The organism is Leeuwenhoekiella sp. CH_XMU1409-2 (assembly GCF_037029365.1).
Taxonomy (GTDB): domain Bacteria; phylum Bacteroidota; class Bacteroidia; order Flavobacteriales; family Flavobacteriaceae; genus Leeuwenhoekiella; species Leeuwenhoekiella blandensis.
In genome coordinates this window covers 65001-84813 of the sequence record NZ_JAYMEI010000010.1, presented here as the reverse complement: position 1 = coordinate 84813, position 19813 = coordinate 65001, and the positions used below count along the sequence as shown (strand labels likewise).

Below are 19813 nucleotides of genomic sequence, written 5' to 3'. Positions count from 1 at the left end.
TTATGACGAGTAAAGTGATTTATCTTGGTGATTTGCGTACCGAATGTGAACACGTGAAATCTGGTGACAAATTCATAACTGATGCTCCTACAGATAATAATGGAAAAGGAGAAGCTTTCTCGCCCACAGATACGGTAGCGACTGCATTAGCTAGTTGTATGCTTACAGTTATGGGGATTAAGGCAAAGCAGATGGAAGGCGTCGAACTTAAAGGTTCGACTGCAGAAGTTACCAAAATAATGAAGGCAGAGCCTAGAAGAATTGCAAGGGTAGAAATTAAACTTAATTTAGAAGGAGTGCAGACTGAAAAAGAAAAGAAAATTTTAGAAGACACAGCAAAAACTTGCCCTGTGTTGAACAGTCTTCATCCAGATATGGAAAAGGAAATCGTCTTTAATTGGAAGTAAGAAAGGTGAACTATTAAATCCTTTGATGCTGATAATAAAATAGAAAAGCCCGATCAAATTGATCGGGCTTTTCATTTCTAAGCGGAGTATTGTTTAATTAGGCGTTATAGCCTTATTTTACTTTATTTACGATTGCTTCAAAAGCTTCTGGGTGATTCATTGCTAAATCTGCAAGTACCTTACGGTTAAGCTCGATGTTTGCAGCTTTAACTTTACCCATAAACTGAGAATAAGACATCCCGTGCATACGAGCACCCGCGTTAATACGAGTGATCCATAATGTACGGAAATTTCTTTTCTTTTGACGACGGTCACGGTATGCATAAAGCATAGCCTTTTCCACCGCATTTTTAGCAACTGTGTAGACGTTTTTACGTCTTCCAAAGTAACCTTTGGCTTGCTTCATTACCTTTTTTCTTCGGGCTCTAGAAGCAACTGAATTTACTGATCTTGGCATAATTTAATTGTTTTTGTAGCAGGCGGGTGACAAGCACCACTTTCAAAACTCTTACATTTTTGGTTTTGCCCAACTCCAGGGTTTATAAAATAATTTAACCGGTTACGTGCTTATTTAAGACGTAACATAATTTTCACGTTATTCTCGTCAGCTTTGTGTACCAAAGTATCGTGAGTTAACGCTAGCTTACGTTTCTTAGACTTTTTTGTCAAGATGTGACTCTTAAACGCGTGCTTTCTTTTGATTTTACCAGTACCTGTAAGCTTAAAACGCTTTTTAGCACTGCCTTTTGTTTTCATTTTAGGCATAATTCCTAGTTTATTTAATTATTCCGCTTATTGCTGTTTGTATGATTTTTATAAATCAAAACAATCCCGGCCTTTTTAAAAAGGTCGGGATTTATATTTTATCAAGTCGTAAGACTTTTATTTACTCTTTTTAGGAGCCATAAACATAATCATACGTTTACCCTCCAATTTTGGCATTTGCTCAACTTTACCATACTCTTCAAGATCCTGTGCTAAACGTAGCAATAAAATTTGACCTTGATCTTTATAGATGATTGAACGCCCTTTAAAAAATACGTACGCTTTTAATTTTGCTCCTTCTTCTAAGAACTTAATCGCGTGTTTCTTTTTAAACTCGTAGTCGTGATCGTCTGTGTTAGGACCAAATCTTATTTCTTTTACAACAACTTTAGACGCTTTTGCCTTAATGGCTTTTTCACGTTTCTTTTGCTCGTAAACAAACTTTTTGTAGTCCATTACCTTGCAAACCGGAGGATTTGCATTTGGTGAAATTTCCACCAAATCAAGCTCCAATTCTTGAGCGATTTCCAGTGCTTTACTGGTAGGATAAATATCCATTTCTACATTATCGCCAACAAGGCGCACCTCACGTGCACGAATTTTTTGGTTGATATTGTGTTGGTCTTGCTTTTGGACTCTTGCTGGTCCTCTTGATCTTTTTCTACGTATTGCTATGGCTATAAAATTTTAATTAAACTTCAAACTTTTTTAATGTCTGAGCGATTTCGGCTTCAATAATTTTTGCAAAATCTGCAACGGTCATTGTTCCTAAATCCTCTCCACCATGTTTACGTACAGAAACCGTACCATCATTAGCTTCTTTCTCACCAATAATTAACATATAAGGAGTTTTTTGCATTTCTGCTTCTCTGATTTTTCTCCCCATGGTTTCTCCACGATCATCAATCGTGGCGCGAACATCGTGATTCTCGAGCAAAGTTAATACATTTTGCGCGTAATTCTCATAGTTTTCACTGAGTGTTAACACTGTAGCTTGTTCAGGCATAAGCCATAATGGGAAATTTCCACCGGTATGCTCCAACAATATTGCTACAAAACGCTCCATACTTCCAAAAGGTGCACGATGAATCATAACCGGACGATGTTCTTCATTATCACTGCCTTTATAAGAAAGTTCAAAACGCTCAGGAAGGTTATAATCTACTTGAATGGTTCCTAACTGCCAACTGCGACCTAAGGCATCCTTTACCATAAAATCTAGTTTAGGTCCGTAGAATGCAGCTTCTCCGGTTTCTACAACATAGTTTAAACCTTTAGCCTTTGCTGCATTGATAATCGCATTTTCGGCTTTTGCCCAATTTTCGTCAGTACCAATATATTTTTCTTTATTCTCAGGGTCTCTTAAAGAAACTTGAGCAGTAAAGTTTTCAAAACCTAATGAACCAAAAACATAAAGAACAAGATCGATCACTTTCATAAATTCATCATCCAGTTGATCTGGTGTGCAGAAAATATGTGCGTCATCTTGCGTAAATCCACGTACTCGTGTAAGTCCGTGTAATTCACCGCTTTGCTCATAGCGGTATACCGTACCAAATTCTGCAAAGCGCTTAGGTAAGTCTCTATAACTCCACTGCGTGGCATTGAAAATCTCGCAGTGGTGTGGGCAGTTCATAGGTTTTAGTAAAAACTCTTCACCTTCTGCCGGAGTAGTAATAGGCTGAAAACTGTCTTCTCCATATTTTGCATAATGCCCAGAAGTTACATAAAGCTCTTTCTGGCCAATGTGTGGAGAAACGACCATCTCGTAACCTGCTTTTTTCTGAGCAGCTTTTAAAAAGTTTTCTAAGCGTTCACGCAAAGCGGCACCTTTAGGCAGCCATAATGGCAGACCTTGACCAACTTTTTGCGAAAAAGTAAAAAGCTGAAGCTCTTTTCCTAGTTTTCTATGATCGCGTTTTTTTGCTTCTTCAAGTAATTCTAAATATTCTTTTAAATCTTTTTGCTTCGGAAATGAAATTCCATAAACACGCGTAAGCTGCGGTTTGTTTTCATCTCCTCTCCAATATGCTCCCGCAACACTCATCAATTTTACCGCTTTTACAAAGCCGGTGTTTGGCAGGTGCCCACCACGACATAAATCTGTAAAGGTATCGTGATCGCAGAAGGTGATCGTACCGTCTTCCAGGTTCTCGATCAATTCTACTTTATAAGGATTGTCTTGCTTCTTGTACATCTCAAGCGCATCTGCTTTAGATACACTGCGCATTGAGAATTCGTGCTTTCCGCGAGCGATTTCAAGCATTTTATTTTCGATCTTCTTGAAATCATTCTCACTAAGCGAACGGTCTCCCAGATCTACATCATAATAAAATCCTTTATCTATCGCAGGTCCTATAGTGAGTTTTACACCAGGATATAATTCTTCTAACGCCTGTGCAAGTATATGCGCCGAAGAATGCCAAAAGGCTTTTTTACCTTCATCATCATTCCAAGTAAACAATACCAGTGCGCCATCCTCGGTAAGTGGCGTGGTAATTTCAATAGTTTTATTATTGTATTTGGCAGAAATAACATTGCGGGCAAGTCCGGCACTTATGCTGTTTGCAACATCAAAAGGCGTTGTTCCGCTTTCAAATTCTTTTACACTGCCATCTGGCAAAGTAACTTGGATCATAGTAAAAATTTAGGCTGCAAAGATAAGGGGTTTCAGTAGAAAATAGGATAGGAGTAAATCAAAAATTTACAAGCTATTTTTTAGTCTAAAAAGTGTAAGATGATTTCTTAAAAAGTAATTGTTCTTTCAAACCGGTTTACAGTATACCACGTGCTTTAATCTCGAGATATTTGTTGATGGTATTTACAGTCAAATCTTTCGGTTTAGTAAGAACCGCTTGAATTCCGTTTCTTTCAAGTTCTTTAACCATAAGTTTTTTCTCATAATCCATCTTTTGAGCAATCGTCTTATGATAGATTTCCGGTGTGTTTTGCGCTTTTTTAGCAATTAGATCTTCAAGTTCTGTATTTTCAAAAAAGATAACAACTAAAACATGTTTTCGCGAAATACCTTTGAGATAAGGCAATTGGCGCTGCATTGCGCTGCTATGTTCAAAATTAGTGTACAACAGCAGGAGGCTGCGATGCGTGATTTTACGTTTTACTTCGGCATAAAGTCTTCCAAAATCACTGTCTAAAAAGTTTGTAGAGATGGAGTAAAGTACCTCAAGAATAGTATTTAAATGTGTTTTTTTACTACTTGCAGAAAGATGATTGTGTATGGTATTGCTGAAGGTTAACAATCCGGTTTTATCGTTTTTTTTCAAAGCGATATTACTAAAGGCAAGCGAACTGTTTATCGCATAATCGAGTAGGGTAAGGCCATTAAAAGGCATTTTCATTACCCGGCTGGCATCGATGATCGAGTAAACCGGTTGCGATTTTTCATCTTGAAACTGATTGATCATCAGTTCTGCGCGTTTTGCTGTTGCCTTCCAGTTTATGGTGCGCACATCATCTCCACTCACGTATTCTTTAATTTGCTCAAACTCCATCGTGTGACCGATGCGTCTGATTTTTTTGAGACCAAATTGTGTCAGCTTATTGTCAATAGCCAGAAAAGCATATTTTTTCATCTGAATGAACGAAGGATATACTTTGACCTCTTGATCTTTGCCAAAGGTAAATCTGCGTTTGGCAAGTTTTAATGGAGAGGAAATGTAAATATTAAGACGTCCAAAAGTGTAGACTCCACGTTCTACAGGTCTTAGTTGGTAGTTTAATATGGTTTTTCCGCGGGGCGGAATGCTTCCGATTTTTAAAAAATCTCGTTTTTGAAATTGAACAGGAATCTCATCAATCACAGAAAAACGTGTATTGAAGCTGTACTTGCTTTGAATTTCTAAGGGAACTTCATTAAGATCACTATTAGAAAATTTCTCGGGAAGTTTTCGCGAAGCGCTAACTGCGTCTTTTTTTCTGAAAAGAATGATCACATCATACAGGAAAGCAATACTCAGGAAAAAGGCACCTAAGAGAGCAATGCTGAAAAGGCTGTGCCACCAATAGGAAAAAAGAAACAGCACAATAAGGGCAGCGAGTATAAAAAATACACGCTTGCCGAGATATAAGTGTTTTATGAAGTTGATGATGCGCACTAACGAGGGACTTCAACAGATTGAACTAGCATGTCGATCACTGTTTCCGGTGTCATACCTTCCATTTCTCGTTCTGGGGAGAGAATCACACGATGCCGCATAACCGGAGTTACTGATCGCTTTACATCTTCAGGAGTTACAAAATCTCTACCGGCAATCGCGGCGAATGCTTTTGCAGCATTCATAATCGACAACGAAGCACGAGGAGATCCACCTAAATATAAATGCGGATGGGTACGTGATTTGACTGTAATCGATGCGATGTAATTAAGGATTTTTTCTTCTACAAGAATCTTACGGGTTTGTTCACGGTATTCTTGAAGTTTCTCTGGAGACAGCACACTATTGATCGCTTCGGCTTGTGTGCCCGTACGTTCGTTTTGTGATTTTAGAATCTCGATCTCGTCTTCAAGGTCGGGATAATTCACTTTGATCTTAAATAAGAAACGGTCAAGCTGTGCTTCTGGCAGGGCGTAAGTTCCTTCTTGCTCAATAGGGTTTTGAGTGGCCAAAACCATAAAGGGTTTTTCTAGATCATAACGATGCCCGTCGATAGTGATCTGGCGTTCTTCCATCACTTCAAAAAGTGCTGCTTGTGTCTTTGCCGGCGCGCGGTTAATCTCATCAATAAGCACAATGTTTGAAAAAATAGGTCCGTGTTTAAACTCAAAATCACTGGTTTTCATATTTAATACCGAAGTTCCCAAGACGTCACTGGGCATTAAATCTGGTGTGAATTGTATTCGGCTAAAACCGGTACTTAAGGTTTTTGCAAAAAGTTTTGCTGTAACTGTCTTTGCAATTCCCGGTACACCTTCGATCAAAACGTGACCATCAGAAAGCAAGGCAACGATCAATAGTTCTATAAACTCGTGCTGCCCCACGATTACTTTAGCCAATTCAGCTTTTAAAGCAGCTACGTTATCACGTAACTCTTCTAGCGGAATTCTGCTCTGAAACTCTAAATTCTCTGAAGTTTCATCTGTGGAATCCTGTGGTGTATTTAGATTTTGGTTTTCAGGTTCTTTATGTTCGTCTTCCATAATTAATGGGTGTTTTTAAAATTTTCTATAAGCGTATTCAGCTTTATAAGTTCGTCTTCGCTCACTTCAGCCTTCTGTCGTATCAGGACCATGTAATCTATGAGTGTTTTTATTTGATTTTGATCTCTGCCACTTTTTGCACTTAGCTTTTCTATGAATTCAAGATTCAAACGTTCTGTAGCTAACGAATAGGAGCTCCTAATATATTCCAGCAGATGATTGATTTGATGCATCGCAATTTGCCTGTTGTCCTTTTTGTCAAGATACATTCCGGCAATAGTTCTGGTGTAATCTAAGGTCTTGTTGGGTAACGGTTTTATAATAGGAATGCTGCGTTGTTTTCTTTTACCTTCAAAAACTACCCAAAGCAAAGCAGCGAGTGCAAGCAAATACCAAGACCATTTGAGGTATTTATTGGTCAAGATAAGTTGCAATGGTGAAACAGCATACGATTTACTGTTTTTATAATATTGATCAAAATAAACCTTTCCTTGTTGTGGGAGGTAAGACAAGACTTTTGCTGTGTAATTAGCGTTAAGACTGTCTAACATGAAAACATTGGTAAAAGCTTCTGGAAAAGTATGTAAAATCACCGTTCCTTCTTTGTAAGGTGTTTTTATAAAGTTGATTTTAGGCTTTTTGATCTGCGAAGAATCATCGTCTCGTATTAAATCAAATTCACCAAGTACTGTAGTTCTAAGGGTGTCGATTTCATCAAAATAAACCGTTCCTACATCCTTGTTAAGGCGGAAGGGACGCGCTGCTTTCAACCGTGGATTTGTGAAATTCACTAGAGGTCTTTTCTTCAGATTAGCGGTCTCGCTGTAATAACTGAGGTTTAACCAAAGGCTGTCTAAAATTGTTTGACTTATAGATTTAGCCGAAACAAAAAGGGTGTTTCCTTCACCTACCCATTGTAGTATTTTATTGCTTTCTGAAGCATCGTTATATACGTTTCCGTTAACGAAAAAATAAGAGCTTCCTTTAGGAATCGTAGTGTCTAGCAAAAACTCAAAAGGCGGAATGTTGACTTCCTCAATTCTTTCTGCGTCGATAACCTCAGGAAGCTGCTCATAGAAAACATAGGTTCCAAAAGGAATTTTATCCTGTTTTCCATAACCCGGAAACCAATTTATAGGCTCGGGTTGTGAAGCTTCAGCTAAAATTAGAACTGCAAGAAATGCAATTAAAACTCCGGCCATTATCTTATAGCGCTTGCTCATAGACTCGAAGTTGTTTTTTTGAATTCTTGTTCTGCCTTTGAAAAGGCGTTTTGACTTACTTCAAAATTACCATACCAGATAAAATCATAAATACGCGTGAGTCTGGTAAAATCTGTGCGCAGTACCTCGTTTTTAATCTCGTAAACATAGTCGGCATTTGTTTTTTGTACTTGCCAGTCGATGATGTCTTTTTGTGCCAGTTTTTGTAGTAAGAGTAAATAATAAAAGCGCACCGCAAGGCGATAATTTTGCGCTTTTAGGGCAGCATCTATGAGCTCTTGAATATTTTGAGTCTCAATGATCTCTTGTTCATCAGAAAGTATAACCTTATTTAAACTGTCTTTTTTAAGCGGTGATCCGGCGAGATCTATACGCATAAACAACCACACGAGTAAACCTACAACCGCAAGAATGATCAAATAGGGTAGGGCAGAAACTAAAAAGCCTAAAATACCTGTGGCTTCGCTTCCTTGTAAAATCCATTCAATAAAAGAAGACCAAAGATCGTTTAACCAGGTTTTAAAACGTGTCCAAATAGTATCTGGCGGAACAAAAGCTACATAATCAAAGGAGTCATCTTGCCGATATTCATCGATGGCTTGTTCATCAAAATAAACCGGAGCCACCTGGCTATCGTCATAGATTATTTGCTTTTCTGTTGCGGTAGAATCACCCGGGGTTTGAGCAAAACCTGCAAAAGAAAAAAAACAAACGAGTATGTAAATTAGTTTTTTGATCATTAATGGTCAGAACCAATACTTTCAATGGCTTCAAAAGTACCGGTTTGGTTTTTCTTTTCATTCAGATTGTAATAAATGAAAGCGACAGCCACGGCAAAAATCCCTGCCAAAATATATTGTACTGCCGAAGAAAGCACGCTTAGTGAAACGTAAACCCAATCAAACATACTAGACATGTCGCCTTGTGAGATCGTCTCAGCCGAAAGAAATCCTTTGGCAACACTGTAAATGATTACCGGCAGTGAAAACACAATATTCGCGATATAAAGCAAAAGACCAAGGACAAACATTGTCGCAAAGGTGATCCACCATTCGTTTTTTATAAGTTTAAAACTGTCTGAAATAGAGTCTCCCACAGCTTTATTTTCAAATACAAGTATGGCCCAGGTTAGTGATAAAGGTACAGCAACGTAAACACCGGGTAAGAAGCAAAGCATCATACCAAAAGAAATCATAATTACGATTAAAAAGGTAAGTCCGGTTAAGCTCCCCAGATCGGCTCTCACATGTGTTTTAAGTTCGTCTTGATCCACCGTGCCTTGATGATCTATATATAATTTGATGTAGTTCAAAACGGTCCCGTAAAGTACACCATAATAAAAAAACATCGCAATAAACATGGCAAGGGCAGGTAGAAAGAAGCTTACAAAACTAAAAGACCCGTTATCAAGTATTGAGATATCTGTAGTAACACCGGTGTAATATGCCGAAATACCTATCAATATCAAAAATGGAATAGCAGCATTACGCAAAAGCGCCTTAAATAAAGGTTTGTATTCTAGCCGAATGAATTTAAAAGTATCTGTAATGATGTCGCCTAACTCGCGTTGTTTTTTAAAGGTAATCAGTTCTTTCATCTAAAGCGTGTAGTTGTTTTTTATAACGTATTCTAGGGTATACGACGTAGTAAAATAAAATTAGTAACAAAGAAATTGAGATAATTAAGATCGCTAGCCAATCGGGCATTTCGGTATGGCGGGTGACAAATCCTTCGAGAAAACCGGCAATGATAAAAAACGGAATCGTACTCACCACGATTTTTAAGCCGTCTTTCATACCGCGTTTAAAAGACTCGAGCCGCGAATACGTGCCTGGAAATAAAATTCCATTTCCTAGAACCAAGCCCGCGGCACCGGCAATAATAATAACCGAAATCTCAATGGTACCGTGTATCCATATCGTGCGCATAGACTCCCAAAGCAAGCCTTTATCGTAGAAGAAATATTGAAAGGAACCCAGCATTATTCCGTTTTGCATCATAATATAAAGCGAGCCTAAACTCAATAGAATTCCGAAAATAAATGCCATTAAGGCTACCTTAATATTGTTTACCGTAATCCCCATAAACATTTCGACCTCATTCATTTCTTTATACACGCGCATCGGGTCATTATCGGCAATATTCTCAAGAGTCATATTAACATAGGCATCACCAAGAATGGTACGTACATAAGCGCCGTCTGTAGCAGCGCTGTAAGCACCTACAATGCAAAACAGGGCAAAAACTAAAAAAGAAATCAAAAGCTGTCTCTGATAGTTGAACATCAGCAACGGAAACTCTTCAGTAAAAAAAGTGATAAAGCGGGTACTGGATTCGCGCTTGGTTTTATAAATTTTTTGATGGGATTGTGAAGCGAGATGATTTAAGTATTGCGTGGTTTTACTTTGCGGATAAAAGGTCTTGGCAAAACTTAAATGATCTGTAACTTCAAGATATAAAGCTGAAAGTTCGTCTGGTGATAAATCTATTTGATTCCCAGACAGAACGTTTTCAAATCTTATCCATTTGTCCTTATTTTGCTTCACGAAAGCCGCCTCGCGCATAAACTGAAATATTGAAATCTCACCAAAATTGCGGTAGTACCGTTTTTAGTGAGGGGTATCGTTCAAAGATAAAAGAATAGTAGATTATGCAAAGTTATTTCTCTGCGTAATTTTATATTGAGGCCATCTTAAACGTATTTTAAACCTCGGTTACCGAGTAAAGAAAGCAATTTAATGGATAATTTTCAAATAGAAACTGCACAAAACGTGAGCATTCAGCAGCAAGTTGCAGGAATTGGTGATCGTATTTTAGGCTACTTGATAGACCTTTTGATTTTAGGAGCTTACTGGATTGCCTCTATCTATTTGCTTTCTGCCTTCGGCTTGGATTCTAATACAAATGGATCGATCAATATCTACTTTATGCTTATCGGGATTCCTTCATTTCTATACTTTTTATTGTTAGAATCCTTTTGGGACGGGCGTACTCCGGGAAAAGCAGCTTTAGGTTTACGGGTGGTTAAAATTGACGGATCAAAACCAGGCTTCGGTAGTTACTTTGTGCGCTGGTTGATGCGTACAATAGACATCACTCTTACCTCTGGCGGAGTAGCTGTTTTTACCATTCTTTTAAATGGAAAAGGGCAACGTTTAGGAGATATCGCTGCCGGAACTACCGTAATCACAGAGCGTAAAAAAGTGCAATTGAGTCATACTATTCTAGAGACAATTGAAGAAGATTATGTGCCAAAATATCCTCAGGTCACTGTTTTTACTGATGCCGATATGCAAAAAATAAAAACGATCTACACCGAGGCACGCAGATTTGGTAAGCATAATGTTATCCTTAAACTGAGTCAAAAGTTGTCAACTACGATGCAAGTAACACCTGAAGAAACTCCGTTAAGTTTTGTTGATCGCGTACTCAAAGATTATAATTACTATACTCAGGAGTAATGGAAAATATTGCAAGCATAATAGACATTTTAGGGACTATTGCTTTTGCGATTTCCGGGGTGATCACTGCGACTAAAAAACGCATGGATCTTTTTGGGATTCTTATAATTGCTACAGTAACCTCAGTGGGTGGTGGTACTTTGCGAGACTTGTTAATTGGGAAATCTCCGGTGTCTTGGTTGCTTGATTCGACTTTTGTCTACATCATTGTTTTAACCACAATCGTAGGTATAATCTTCAGAAAGCAGTTACGCTACGTACGCCGCTCTTTATTTTTGTTTGATACCATAGGGATTGCGCTGTATACGGTGACTGGTGTAGAAATTGCCTTACTCATCAATCTTGATCCGGTAATTTGTGTAGCCTTGGGTACCATAACCGCTTGTTTTGGCGGTGTGATACGCGATATTCTATGTAATGAAATCCCGGTGATTTTTAGAAAGGAAATTTATGCGAGTGCTTGTATCGCAGGAGGAGCGCTGTATGTAATATTACATCATTATGGTATAGCTCCCGGAATTAATGCCATTCTTTCAGGGCTTTTGGTCGTAATTATACGTACGCTTGCGGTTATCTATGAGGTTCAATTACCCTCAATTTATAGCAAGTCAGAACTGTAACAGACTACGCATTACTTTTGTAGTTTTATAAAAACATCGAGTCATGGGCAAAAAGCTTCCGCAACTTACGCAGGCATTACAAGATTTTATAAAGCAGCAAAAAATATTCTTTGTAGGCACCGCTGCTGCAAAAGGGCGTGTGAATATTTCGCCCAAAGGAATGGCCACCTTCTATGTATTGAATGATCAGGAAGTACTTTGGCTTAATCTTACCGGAAGCGGAAATGAGACCGCAGCACATATGCTCGAAGATTCACGTATGACGATTATGTTTTGCTCTTTTGAGAAAAATCCGCTTATTCTACGATTGTATGGCGAGGCTGAAGTGTTTCACGAGCGCGATCACGCATTTTCAGAATACATCAACTATTTTGAGGAAACAGCAGGCTCCAGACAAATCTTCAAACTGAACATTGATCTGGTTCAAACTTCTTGCGGTTTTGGTGTTCCATTTATGGACTATAAAGGGGAGCGCGAAACGCTGAAAGTTTGGGCAGAACAAAAAGGAGAAAGTGGCATCAAAGAATATTGGACCGATAAAAACCAAACCAGTTTAGATGGGTTAGAAACCGGGATTTTTAAGGATTAATCCAGCAACTTCACTTCGAGATAGACATTTTTAATTGGCCATTCGTTATCATCGGTCTTCAGTTTATTGATTTCGTCAACTACGTCCATTCCGCTGGTAACACGACCAAAAACCGTATGTTCTCCATCCAAGTGATGCGCGCCACGCTCAGGAACGACAATAAACCATTCAAAAGGAGACGAAGCGTCACTAATATTTTGCTCTAGATATTTTGCTGCAGAAAACGCTCCACGCACGTGAGTGTGATTTGGGCTAGCTTCATTGGGAATTAAATAATTTCCTATACGCTGGCGTTTTTTGGGAGTTTCATAACCGTCACTGTTTCCGCCTTGCACAACAAAATCTATTGCGTTACGATGAATCATCGTATCATCAAAATAGCCTTGCTTTACTAGCAGCACAAAATTAGCACGATGCAAAGGAGTATCTCTATAAAGCTGAATGTCTATATCTCCAAACTCTGTAGAAATTCGAGCTCGTGTCTCCGGATTGTTTTTACCGTATTCGGTTAAAAACGGAATTAACTCTGCCTGAGATTCTATAATTGATCCGGCTTTTTTCTTTAAACGCTCATTTTCTGCCTTTGCTTTTTGCTCAGGAGTGCTATCTATTACTTTTTCAACGGTTTGCGATTCCTCAGGTTTTTCTTTTGTTTTTTTATCTTCACAACCGGCTGCTATCAGCATTAAAAAACTAAGGAATAAGTAAACAGAAGTACGCATATATGCAGTTTGATGAGTTTTTAAAAAGAATGCCAAAATTAAGCAATTTGCAATTACTTGGGCAAGAGGCACAATTTGAAATGGCACCTGATGAACGCATTCGCGCATTGAGTGAAATGGATATTGAGGCAAAAAATCCGCGTTGGGCCGGAGTAATGGCGGTCTTTTATCCTAATGCTGAAGGAGAGACTACGCTGGTGCTTATTTTGAGAAAGACCTATAAAGGAGTACATAGTAATCAAGTAGGATTTCCTGGTGGTAAAGCCGAAACTTTAGATCAAAGCATTAAACATACCGCCTTAAGGGAAACTGAAGAAGAGGTTGGTCTCGCGCAAAGCGAAATTGAAGTCGTGAAAAAACTCACTAAACTTTATATACCACCAAGTAACTTCTGGGTTCAGCCTTTTATAGGTTATGTAAAAGAAACTCCACGTTTTATTAAAGAAGAGGCTGAAGTAGAAGCAATTTTAGAAGTCTCGCTGAAACAATTCTTAGATGATAAAAGTGTGATTACACAGCGTATTGACACTTCCTACGGGACGATGCTCGATGTCCCCGCTTTTTATCTTGCAGAGCACGTAGTTTGGGGCGCGACAGCTATGATGTTGAGTGAAGTAAAATGGGCCCTTCAACAATTAGATTAATTTTGAGGAGTAGAATTTGAAGTATTAATTTTATATTCCGCAATAATCAGCATATTACAGAACATAACTTATGGCAATTTTTAAAACCAATCCCTTTGGGCATTACGACTTCATTAAGAAGTGGTTAATCCGCGTAGCCGGTGTGATGTCGCACAGGCGCTACCGTGGTTTTAATGCGTTGCAGATTGAAGGTTCAGAAATTATAAAAGATTTACCGGAGACCAATGTGCTGTTTGTATCCAATCATCAGACCTATTTTGCAGATGTGGTTGCTATGTTTCACGTATTTAATGCCAGCTTGAGTGGGAGAGTAGATAGCATAAAAAATGTGGGCTATTTATGGCAACCCAAATTGAATATTTACTACGTGGCGGCAAGTGAAACTATGCGTAGCGGCTTATTACCGCGTATTATGGCTTATGCCGGTGCTGTTTCAGTAAGTCGTACCTGGCGCTCAAAAGGGAAAGAGATCGACCGTCCCGTAAACTTAAGTGATACCGAAAATATAGGAATTGCACTCCACGACGGTTGGGTGATTACGTTTCCGCAAGGCACTACAAAACCTTGGAAACCTATTAGAAAAGGTACCGCACACATCATAAAACAGTACAAGCCTGTTGTGGTTCCCATTGTAATTGATGGTTTTAGAAGATCTTTTGATAAAAAGGGCATTCGTATCAAAAAGCGCGGAATTCTTCAAACTATGGAAATCAAAAAGCCTCTGGATATCGATTATCAAAATGATAGTGTCGAAGATATTGTAGAGATGATTGAATATGCGATCGAGCAACATCCATCTTTCTTAAAAGTAATTCCCCAAGAAGAACTTCAAAAAGAAGAAGAGCTCAACCAAACACGACGCTGGGGCTATCAGGGCGATTCTTAGATTTTGGCCATAGTTTTACAGAAACTTGCCTTTTAACATTTCTTTGGCATAGCGCTTGCAACTATTTAAAGTAAAGAATGTTAAATGTTGAATTTGTGTTGATTTTTCTTTAACCTTTGCATACTATTAATGTAAACTTTGCGTTAAAGCCCAAAATCAATCAGACCAAAAATTGTTTATGAGAAAACTAAGTTTAGCCCTAATATTGCTAGTAGTAGCAGTAACTTCAAAAATAAATGCTCAAGAACTTCCCTTCAAAGAATGCGTAGATGCACCGCTTGAAGATTTCAATAGTTCTGTATTAACCTCGCAACTATACAATCAGATCTCAAAAGATCCTACGATGAAGCGTCTTGTAGATCAAAAACGTATGGCAGTGGGTATTGTAAGTCTTGATGATCCTAATGCGATTCAATATGCTGGTCTTAATGGTGATGAGATGATGTATGCTGCGAGCTTGCCTAAGATCGCTATTTTGCTTTCGGCGATGGATGCTATTGAAAAAGGTGAGTTGAAAGAAACAGCAGAAATCAAAAAAGACATGTGGTTGATGATTAGTAAATCAAACAACCAGGCTAGTACGCGTATGATCGATCGTTTAGGCTACGATAAAATTTCTAGTGTACTTACCAGTGACCGTTATAAGTTATACGATCAGAACAAAGGTGGTGGTCTTTGGGTAGGAAAACGCTATGCGGCTGCCGGAGAGCGTAGACCTGATCCTATGAAAGGTTTAAGTCACGCCGCAACTGCAGAGCAAGTTTGTAGATTTTATTACAAATTAGTAACCGGAAAATTGGTTAGCCCAGAGCGTTCTAAAGCGATGCTTGATATTATGGAGAATCCTTCGCTTCATCACAAGTTTGTAAACACGCTAGAGCGTATTGCACCTAATGCGCGTTTGTTTAGAAAATCGGGTTCTTGGAAACAATATCACTCAGACTCTATTCTTGTATGGGGAGATAATGGTCGCAGATATATTTTAGTAGCTCTTGTTGAAGATCCTAATGGAGAACAAATTATAAGAAATTTAGTATTTCCTGTAGAAAAAGCTATTCAAAAATCTCGAACTTTACTTGCAAGTGCTACAAAGGGTGCTGGCAATGTAGGTGATTAGAAAATTTCTTAAAAAGACGTTTAATATAAGAGATGGTGAGATAACCATCTCTTTTTTCATGCAGTTATACGTCTTTTTGATTATAACCATTCTTCTAATTGTAAAACCTACGGTAAATGCCTTATTCATTAAGGGCTTAGGTGCCGATAATTTAGCTTTTGGTTATTTACTTATTGCAGCTACAGCAATTGTTACGTCTTACTTTTACAATCAAGCGGTACGGCGCTATTCGCTGAGACGCATCATTATTGTGTCTCTGGTATTTTTTGCTTTAGCATTTATTTTGTTGTGCATATTATATAAAGTAAATGCTATTGGTGGTGCGGTACTTTATACGTTTTATGTAATTAGCGGAATTTTCGCCGTGCTTACCACGAGTCAGTTTTGGTTACTGGCAAATATGGTTTTCAATGCACGTGAAGCCAAACGTTTGTTTGGGTTTATTGGTTCTGGAGCAATTGCAGGTGGAATTTTTGGTGGTTACCTAACCACATTGCTCGTACCTTTAATTGGTAACGGAAATATGTTACTGGTCGCCGCCTTATTTATAATTGCATGTATCCCGCTTCTTAGCTTAATTTATAAAAAAGGCTATGTAAGCAGAGGTTCGGTATCTATAGGATCGCAAAAGATTTTAGGAGATACTGCGTTCAAAATTTTATTAAAATCAAAGCACTTAACCTTTCTCGCGTTAATCATCGGTTTAGGAGTTATTGTAGCAAAGCTTGTTGATTATCAATTCAGTGATTTTGCAAGTAAAGCGATACCTGATGCCGATCAATTAGCATCCTTTTTTGGGTTTTGGTTTTCAACATTCAATCTAGTTTCTTTAGGGATTCAATTATTTCTAACCAATAGAGTTGTAGAAAAGTTAGGAGTTAATAGTTCGTTACTAATTCTTCCATTGGGAATTGCGTTAGGCTCTTTATTGTTTTTGACATTCCCAGAACTTTGGGTGCTCATTATTATTAAAGGTTTAGACGGAAGTTTAAAACAGTCGGTAAATAAGGCAGCGACAGAACTTGCTATGGTACCGGTGCCTCTGGAGGTTAAGAACCGCACAAAATCATTTATTGATGTAGTGGTAGATAGTGTAGCTACGGGAATTGCAGGTTGCTTGCTGATCTTTGTCATCAAGGGATTATCGCTATCTTCAAACTACGTGACGGTGATCATTCTATTTTTGATTTTAGTCTGGATTGTCGGAATTTTCAAAGTGCGAGAATCTTATTTTAAAAGTTTTAGACAGAGTCTCAAACAAGCAGTGCAAGTGCCCGGAGGTACAAAACGTAAACGGAAGTCGCCCCTTGAGATAGGAAGGCGTATTCTAAGCGGAGGGGATCCAGATCAGATTGCAAATTATCTCGATCATTTAAACCCTAGAAATGCCAAAATACTGAAGGATAAAATTATTCCTTTATTAGAGCACGATAATGATGCCGTTAAGATTGCAGCAATCAATCAATTGTATCATTACCCGGAAGGTACTGCGCTTGAAGCCGTGCGTAATATGGTGCATTTAAAAGATGATGAGGTTGTATATGCAGCAATGAATTACCTTATTACCCATACATCATTAAATGACAGCCGCATATTTGATAGTTATCTTAACCATAGTAGCGATTATATAGCCCACGCCGCATTATTATGTTTGTCTAAAGAATCCCGGCACAATCGTAAAGTCGCAGCGCGTTATAATTTAGAATTACGCATTGAGCTGTGGCTGGCAGAGCTTGAACTTCCAGACAGTGATCATCGACCTGAAGAATTGTCATTTTTGCTCGAGTCTATCGGATATGCACAAATACCTCAATTTTATTCATTTATATCAGTAAACTTTAATAATCGCAATCCACTTATTGTAAGTCACGCGATAAATGCAGCAGGAATTTCTAAAGAGCCCATGTTTATTGATGCGCTTATAGATTTTATTACCGTTAAACAGTATCGAAAGAATGCAATCACTGCACTTATTGCTTATGGAGATTCAATAAGTGAAATCTTATTACAACGAGAAGCTGAAAAGAAGATAAAAAACAGCGCTAAAAAATATATACCCGCTGTTATTCAGACCTTTGAGACGCAAGCTTCAGTGCGCATTCTATTGAGTCTTTTACGTAGCCGCGATAACCTGATAAGACGTGCAGCTTCAAAATCCTTATATAAGCTGAAGGGTAAAAACCCAAAACTCAATTATTTTCCAAAGAGTATATTCAGGCAATTACTAATATTCACCTTTGAGTATCGTGATATTATTAGCAGTAAAAAAGTGATCAGGAATAACTTTAAGGCAGAGGCATACCAACGTTTGCCAGAAGATGATCATACCGAATTAATTCAGGCTCGGGAAGGACTTCTCGAAGTTCTGGATCGACAACTGAAATTACGGGTCGAGACTATTTTTCAAATGCTTGCCGTGTATTATGATCGTAAAGATCTTGATGTAGCGTATAAAGGGTTTTTAAGTGAAGATCGAGATACCCGTGCCAACGCTATAGAATTTTTAGATAATATTCTTTCACCAAAATTAAAACATAGCCTTTTACCCTTGTTAGAACTTGCGATCATTGAAGATGCAGATGTGTATCACGAGATCTTAGAAGACGATGACATCAGCTTTAATAAAGCGCTTATCAAACTCATTGAAGTGGGTGATGGTAATTTACGACTGCCCGTGATTTATTTAATTCAGTTTTTGGGAGATACTTCTTTCTTACCACTTTTAGCCGAATTGAAGATCACCGCAAAAAACAAAGATGTGCGTTCTTTTGCATCTTTAGCTTTAAAGAAATTGCAGCCATCACTTATCGAAACGCAAAAGCCTAGCTAAGCAGTTTTTTCTTTTAAAGCATCGATCAATTTATACAGTGTTTGATAAAAGTTTTCTAGGTTTTTAGGTTCTAGTGTTGTGTCTTCAAATAAAGCAGTTATTTGCTGTGGAATGCTAAGCGCTTTTTGTTTCAGGTCAATCCCTTTTTGAGTAAGTCCTACTGTGACAACTCGTTCATCTTTACTGGAGCGCGTACGTTGTAAAAGCTGTTTTTGTTCTAAACGTTTGAGTAAAGGAGTAAGCGTGTTCGATTCTAAAAGCAAGCAATTACCTATTGCATTTACCGTTTGTTGATCATTTTCCCACAGCACCATAAGCACCAAATATTGTGGATAGGTGAGCTCTAGAGCTTTGAGTATTGGCGCATAAAGCTTTGTGGTAAGTCTTGACGCTGCATAAAGCGGAAAACAAAACTGATTTTTAAGATGTAATACTGAAGCATCTTCCATTTAAAGTAGCTTTTTTATCGATGCTTCCATCTTTTCAGGCTTGGTTATTGGAGCGAATCGTTTTACCGGATTCCCTTTTTTATCAAGGAGAAACTTGGTGAAGTTCCATTTGATTTTACTGCCTAAGATACCTCCTAATTCAGATTTTAAGTATTTGAAAATAGGATGTGTATTGCTTCCATTTACTTCAATTTTGTCAAACATGGTAAAGCTAACCCCATAGTTTACTTGACAAAACTCACTTATCTCTTCAGCTGCACCGGGTTCTTGATTACCAAATTGATTACAAGGAAATCCAAGGATTACGAGTCTGTCGTCTTTGTATTTTTGGTATAAGCTTTCCAGCCCCTCATATTGCGGGGTTAAGCCGCATTTACTTGCAGTGTTTACCACAATTACCGTTTTTCCTTTAAAGGTAGCCATAGGAATAGTGTTCCCTTGAAGCGTTTTTGCTTCTAAATCATAAAAATGCATTAGTCTTTGTTTTTAAGGTTTTTGAGATAAGTGAGGGCACCGGTTGACCATAAAGCCCATATGATTAGTATCGGCTGAAAAAATAGGCGAATGAGTCGTTTTTGATCGGTATCTAATCCAAAGGCATCAATGCCATTGGTGTATTGCGAAATATTACCGGGAAATATGAGCACATAGAAAATCGCTAGAATCAAACCGACTTTAATACGGTGTTTTGTAAGAAAGATCATCGAAAGACCGAGCAGAATTTCGGTAACTCCTGATGCCAAAACTACAAAATCTATAAAAGCAGGATCGTCAGGCAGCCATCGCGGGACTTGAGCTTGAAACTCCTGCCGTTGAAAGGTTAGATGACCAATTCCGGCCAAGGCCATCAAAGCACCTAGAATAATTCTAAAGACTTTTTGGGTAATAGTGTATTTCATAATATATCTTTTACGATTAAATCGCACACGATGTAAATGTAGC

Annotated in this window: 22 protein-coding genes; 8 read left to right on the top strand and 14 right to left on the bottom strand. The window is 38.3% G+C overall.

The features are described 5' to 3' along the window. Positions 1-2: 2 nt before the first annotated feature. A complete protein-coding gene (locus WA338_RS11835; RefSeq protein WP_273016955.1) occupies positions 3-407 on the top strand; it encodes an OsmC family protein in 405 nt (134 codons plus the stop codon). A 112-nt stretch (positions 408-519) separates the two neighbouring features. Here the strand turns inward: WA338_RS11835 and rplT are convergent, their stop codons facing one another. From rplT to WA338_RS11785, 10 genes are all read right to left on the bottom strand, one after another. Further along, positions 520-864 (bottom strand): 50S ribosomal protein L20, encoded by a 345-nt coding sequence (gene rplT, locus WA338_RS11830; protein ID WP_009780461.1) that lies wholly within the window; start codon positions 862-864, stop codon positions 520-522. 110 nt (positions 865-974) lie between these two features. Next, positions 975-1172 (bottom strand): 50S ribosomal protein L35, encoded by a 198-nt coding sequence (rpmI, locus tag WA338_RS11825; protein WP_009780460.1) that lies wholly within the window; start codon positions 1170-1172, stop codon positions 975-977. Between the two features lie 117 nt (positions 1173-1289). After that, positions 1290-1841 carry a translation initiation factor IF-3 gene (infC, locus tag WA338_RS11820; protein WP_088124385.1) on the bottom strand — a complete coding sequence of 184 codons (552 nt, stop codon included), beginning with the start codon at positions 1839-1841 and terminating at the stop codon, positions 1290-1292. Positions 1842-1863: 22 nt separating this feature from the next. After that, positions 1864-3810, bottom strand: coding sequence for a threonine--tRNA ligase (gene thrS, locus WA338_RS11815; RefSeq protein WP_272984816.1), 1947 nt, complete (start codon positions 3808-3810; stop codon positions 1864-1866). Positions 3811-3946: 136 nt separating this feature from the next. After that, the gene (locus tag WA338_RS11810) at positions 3947-5287 is read right to left on the bottom strand and encodes a DUF58 domain-containing protein (RefSeq protein WP_272984815.1); all 1341 of its coding nucleotides are present in this window, start codon (positions 5285-5287) and stop codon (positions 3947-3949) included. After that, on the bottom strand, positions 5287-6330 hold the full coding sequence (locus WA338_RS11805; protein ID WP_009780456.1) for an AAA family ATPase: 1044 nt from the start codon (positions 6328-6330) through the stop codon (positions 5287-5289). The genes WA338_RS11810 and WA338_RS11805 overlap by 1 nt, the downstream gene beginning before the upstream one ends. A 2-nt stretch (positions 6331-6332) precedes the next feature. Continuing rightward, complete coding sequence (locus tag WA338_RS11800) at positions 6333-7553, bottom strand: DUF4350 domain-containing protein (RefSeq protein ID WP_009780455.1); 1221 nt, start codon at positions 7551-7553, stop codon at positions 6333-6335. Then, positions 7550-8293: a DUF4129 domain-containing protein gene (locus WA338_RS11795; protein WP_009780454.1), complete on the bottom strand. Its 744-nt coding sequence runs from the start codon at positions 8291-8293 to the stop codon at positions 7550-7552. Before WA338_RS11795 ends, WA338_RS11800 begins: the two co-directional genes overlap by 4 nt. Beyond that, positions 8293-9150 (bottom strand): hypothetical protein, encoded by an 858-nt coding sequence (locus tag WA338_RS11790; protein WP_009780453.1) that lies wholly within the window; start codon positions 9148-9150, stop codon positions 8293-8295. The genes WA338_RS11795 and WA338_RS11790 overlap by 1 nt, the downstream gene beginning before the upstream one ends. Continuing rightward, positions 9128-10117 (bottom strand): stage II sporulation protein M, encoded by a 990-nt coding sequence (locus WA338_RS11785; RefSeq protein ID WP_009780452.1) that lies wholly within the window; start codon positions 10115-10117, stop codon positions 9128-9130. The genes WA338_RS11790 and WA338_RS11785 overlap by 23 nt, the downstream gene beginning before the upstream one ends. A gap of 174 nt (positions 10118-10291) precedes the next feature. On the opposite strand from WA338_RS11785, the gene WA338_RS11780 reads away from it, so the two are divergent. The 3 genes from WA338_RS11780 to WA338_RS11770 are packed head-to-tail and all read left to right on the top strand — an operon-like array spanning position 10292 to position 12223. Further along, positions 10292-11014 (top strand): RDD family protein, encoded by a 723-nt coding sequence (locus tag WA338_RS11780; protein WP_009780451.1) that lies wholly within the window; start codon positions 10292-10294, stop codon positions 11012-11014. Next, on the top strand, positions 11014-11634 hold the full coding sequence (locus WA338_RS11775) for a trimeric intracellular cation channel family protein (protein ID WP_009780450.1): 621 nt from the start codon (positions 11014-11016) through the stop codon (positions 11632-11634). The genes WA338_RS11780 and WA338_RS11775 overlap by 1 nt, the downstream gene beginning before the upstream one ends. A gap of 43 nt (positions 11635-11677) precedes the next feature. Continuing rightward, positions 11678-12223, top strand: a complete 546-nt coding sequence (locus WA338_RS11770; RefSeq protein ID WP_272984814.1) for a pyridoxamine 5'-phosphate oxidase family protein — start codon at positions 11678-11680, stop codon at positions 12221-12223. Here the strand turns inward: WA338_RS11770 and WA338_RS11765 are convergent. After that, positions 12220-12945: a peptidylprolyl isomerase gene (locus WA338_RS11765; protein ID WP_009780448.1), complete on the bottom strand. Its 726-nt coding sequence runs from the start codon at positions 12943-12945 to the stop codon at positions 12220-12222. The genes WA338_RS11770 and WA338_RS11765 overlap by 4 nt on opposite strands. A gap of 2 nt (positions 12946-12947) precedes the next feature. Here WA338_RS11765 and WA338_RS11760 point away from each other — a divergent pair, with 2 nt between their 5' ends. The 4 genes from WA338_RS11760 (at position 12948) to WA338_RS11745 (ending at position 18422) form a co-directional block, all read left to right on the top strand. After that, complete coding sequence (locus WA338_RS11760) at positions 12948-13589, top strand: NUDIX hydrolase (protein ID WP_272984813.1); 642 nt, start codon at positions 12948-12950, stop codon at positions 13587-13589. Between the two features lie 70 nt (positions 13590-13659). After that, complete coding sequence (locus WA338_RS11755) at positions 13660-14475, top strand: lysophospholipid acyltransferase family protein (RefSeq protein WP_009780446.1); 816 nt, start codon at positions 13660-13662, stop codon at positions 14473-14475. Between the two features lie 178 nt (positions 14476-14653). Beyond that, on the top strand, positions 14654-15592 hold the full coding sequence (locus WA338_RS11750) for a serine hydrolase (protein ID WP_336093462.1): 939 nt from the start codon (positions 14654-14656) through the stop codon (positions 15590-15592). A gap of 58 nt (positions 15593-15650) precedes the next feature. After that, positions 15651-18422, top strand: a complete 2772-nt coding sequence (locus WA338_RS11745; protein WP_336093460.1) for an NTP/NDP exchange transporter — start codon at positions 15651-15653, stop codon at positions 18420-18422. Here the strand turns inward: WA338_RS11745 and WA338_RS11740 are convergent. Genes WA338_RS11740 through WA338_RS11730 form a run of 3 tightly spaced genes read right to left on the bottom strand, consistent with a single transcriptional unit; the run spans position 18419 to position 19770 of the window. After that, positions 18419-18871, bottom strand: a complete 453-nt coding sequence (locus WA338_RS11740; protein WP_273016952.1) for a MarR family winged helix-turn-helix transcriptional regulator — start codon at positions 18869-18871, stop codon at positions 18419-18421. The two genes, WA338_RS11745 and WA338_RS11740, sit on opposite strands and share 4 nt — an antisense overlap. Continuing rightward, positions 18872-19345: a glutathione peroxidase gene (locus WA338_RS11735; protein ID WP_336093458.1), complete on the bottom strand. Its 474-nt coding sequence runs from the start codon at positions 19343-19345 to the stop codon at positions 18872-18874. Then, a complete protein-coding gene (locus tag WA338_RS11730; RefSeq protein WP_009780441.1) occupies positions 19345-19770 on the bottom strand; it encodes a DoxX family protein in 426 nt (141 codons plus the stop codon). Before WA338_RS11730 ends, WA338_RS11735 begins: the two co-directional genes overlap by 1 nt. Positions 19771-19813 lie beyond the last annotated feature (43 nt).

Bases quoted from the DNA above. Each gene is read 5' to 3' on its own strand.
- WA338_RS11750 (WP_336093462.1), top strand. From the start codon at position 14,654: ATGAGAAAACTAAGTTTAGCCCTAATATTGCTAGTAGTAGCAGTAACT.
- WA338_RS11735 (WP_336093458.1), bottom strand. From the start codon at position 19,345: ATGCATTTTTATGATTTAGAAGCAAAAACGCTTCAAGGGAACACTATT.
- WA338_RS11795 (WP_009780454.1), bottom strand. From the start codon at position 8,293: ATGATCAAAAAACTAATTTACATACTCGTTTGTTTTTTTTCTTTTGCA.
- WA338_RS11770 (WP_272984814.1), top strand. From the start codon at position 11,678: ATGGGCAAAAAGCTTCCGCAACTTACGCAGGCATTACAAGATTTTATA.
- WA338_RS11760 (WP_272984813.1), top strand. From the start codon at position 12,948: ATGCAGTTTGATGAGTTTTTAAAAAGAATGCCAAAATTAAGCAATTTG.
- WA338_RS11780 (WP_009780451.1), top strand. From the start codon at position 10,292: ATGGATAATTTTCAAATAGAAACTGCACAAAACGTGAGCATTCAGCAG.
- rplT (WP_009780461.1), bottom strand. From the start codon at position 864: ATGCCAAGATCAGTAAATTCAGTTGCTTCTAGAGCCCGAAGAAAAAAG.
- WA338_RS11755 (WP_009780446.1), top strand. From the start codon at position 13,660: ATGGCAATTTTTAAAACCAATCCCTTTGGGCATTACGACTTCATTAAG.
- WA338_RS11785 (WP_009780452.1), bottom strand. From the start codon at position 10,117: ATGCGCGAGGCGGCTTTCGTGAAGCAAAATAAGGACAAATGGATAAGA.
- WA338_RS11745 (WP_336093460.1), top strand. From the start codon at position 15,651: ATGCAGTTATACGTCTTTTTGATTATAACCATTCTTCTAATTGTAAAA.
- WA338_RS11730 (WP_009780441.1), bottom strand. From the start codon at position 19,770: ATGAAATACACTATTACCCAAAAAGTCTTTAGAATTATTCTAGGTGCT.
- rpmI (WP_009780460.1), bottom strand. From the start codon at position 1,172: ATGCCTAAAATGAAAACAAAAGGCAGTGCTAAAAAGCGTTTTAAGCTT.
- WA338_RS11835 (WP_273016955.1), top strand. From the start codon at position 3: ATGACGAGTAAAGTGATTTATCTTGGTGATTTGCGTACCGAATGTGAA.
- WA338_RS11805 (WP_009780456.1), bottom strand. From the start codon at position 6,330: ATGGAAGACGAACATAAAGAACCTGAAAACCAAAATCTAAATACACCA.
- WA338_RS11800 (WP_009780455.1), bottom strand. From the start codon at position 7,553: ATGAGCAAGCGCTATAAGATAATGGCCGGAGTTTTAATTGCATTTCTT.
- WA338_RS11790 (WP_009780453.1), bottom strand. From the start codon at position 9,150: ATGAAAGAACTGATTACCTTTAAAAAACAACGCGAGTTAGGCGACATC.
- thrS (WP_272984816.1), bottom strand. From the start codon at position 3,810: ATGATCCAAGTTACTTTGCCAGATGGCAGTGTAAAAGAATTTGAAAGC.
- WA338_RS11775 (WP_009780450.1), top strand. From the start codon at position 11,014: ATGGAAAATATTGCAAGCATAATAGACATTTTAGGGACTATTGCTTTT.
- WA338_RS11740 (WP_273016952.1), bottom strand. From the start codon at position 18,871: ATGGAAGATGCTTCAGTATTACATCTTAAAAATCAGTTTTGTTTTCCG.
- WA338_RS11765 (WP_009780448.1), bottom strand. From the start codon at position 12,945: ATGCGTACTTCTGTTTACTTATTCCTTAGTTTTTTAATGCTGATAGCA.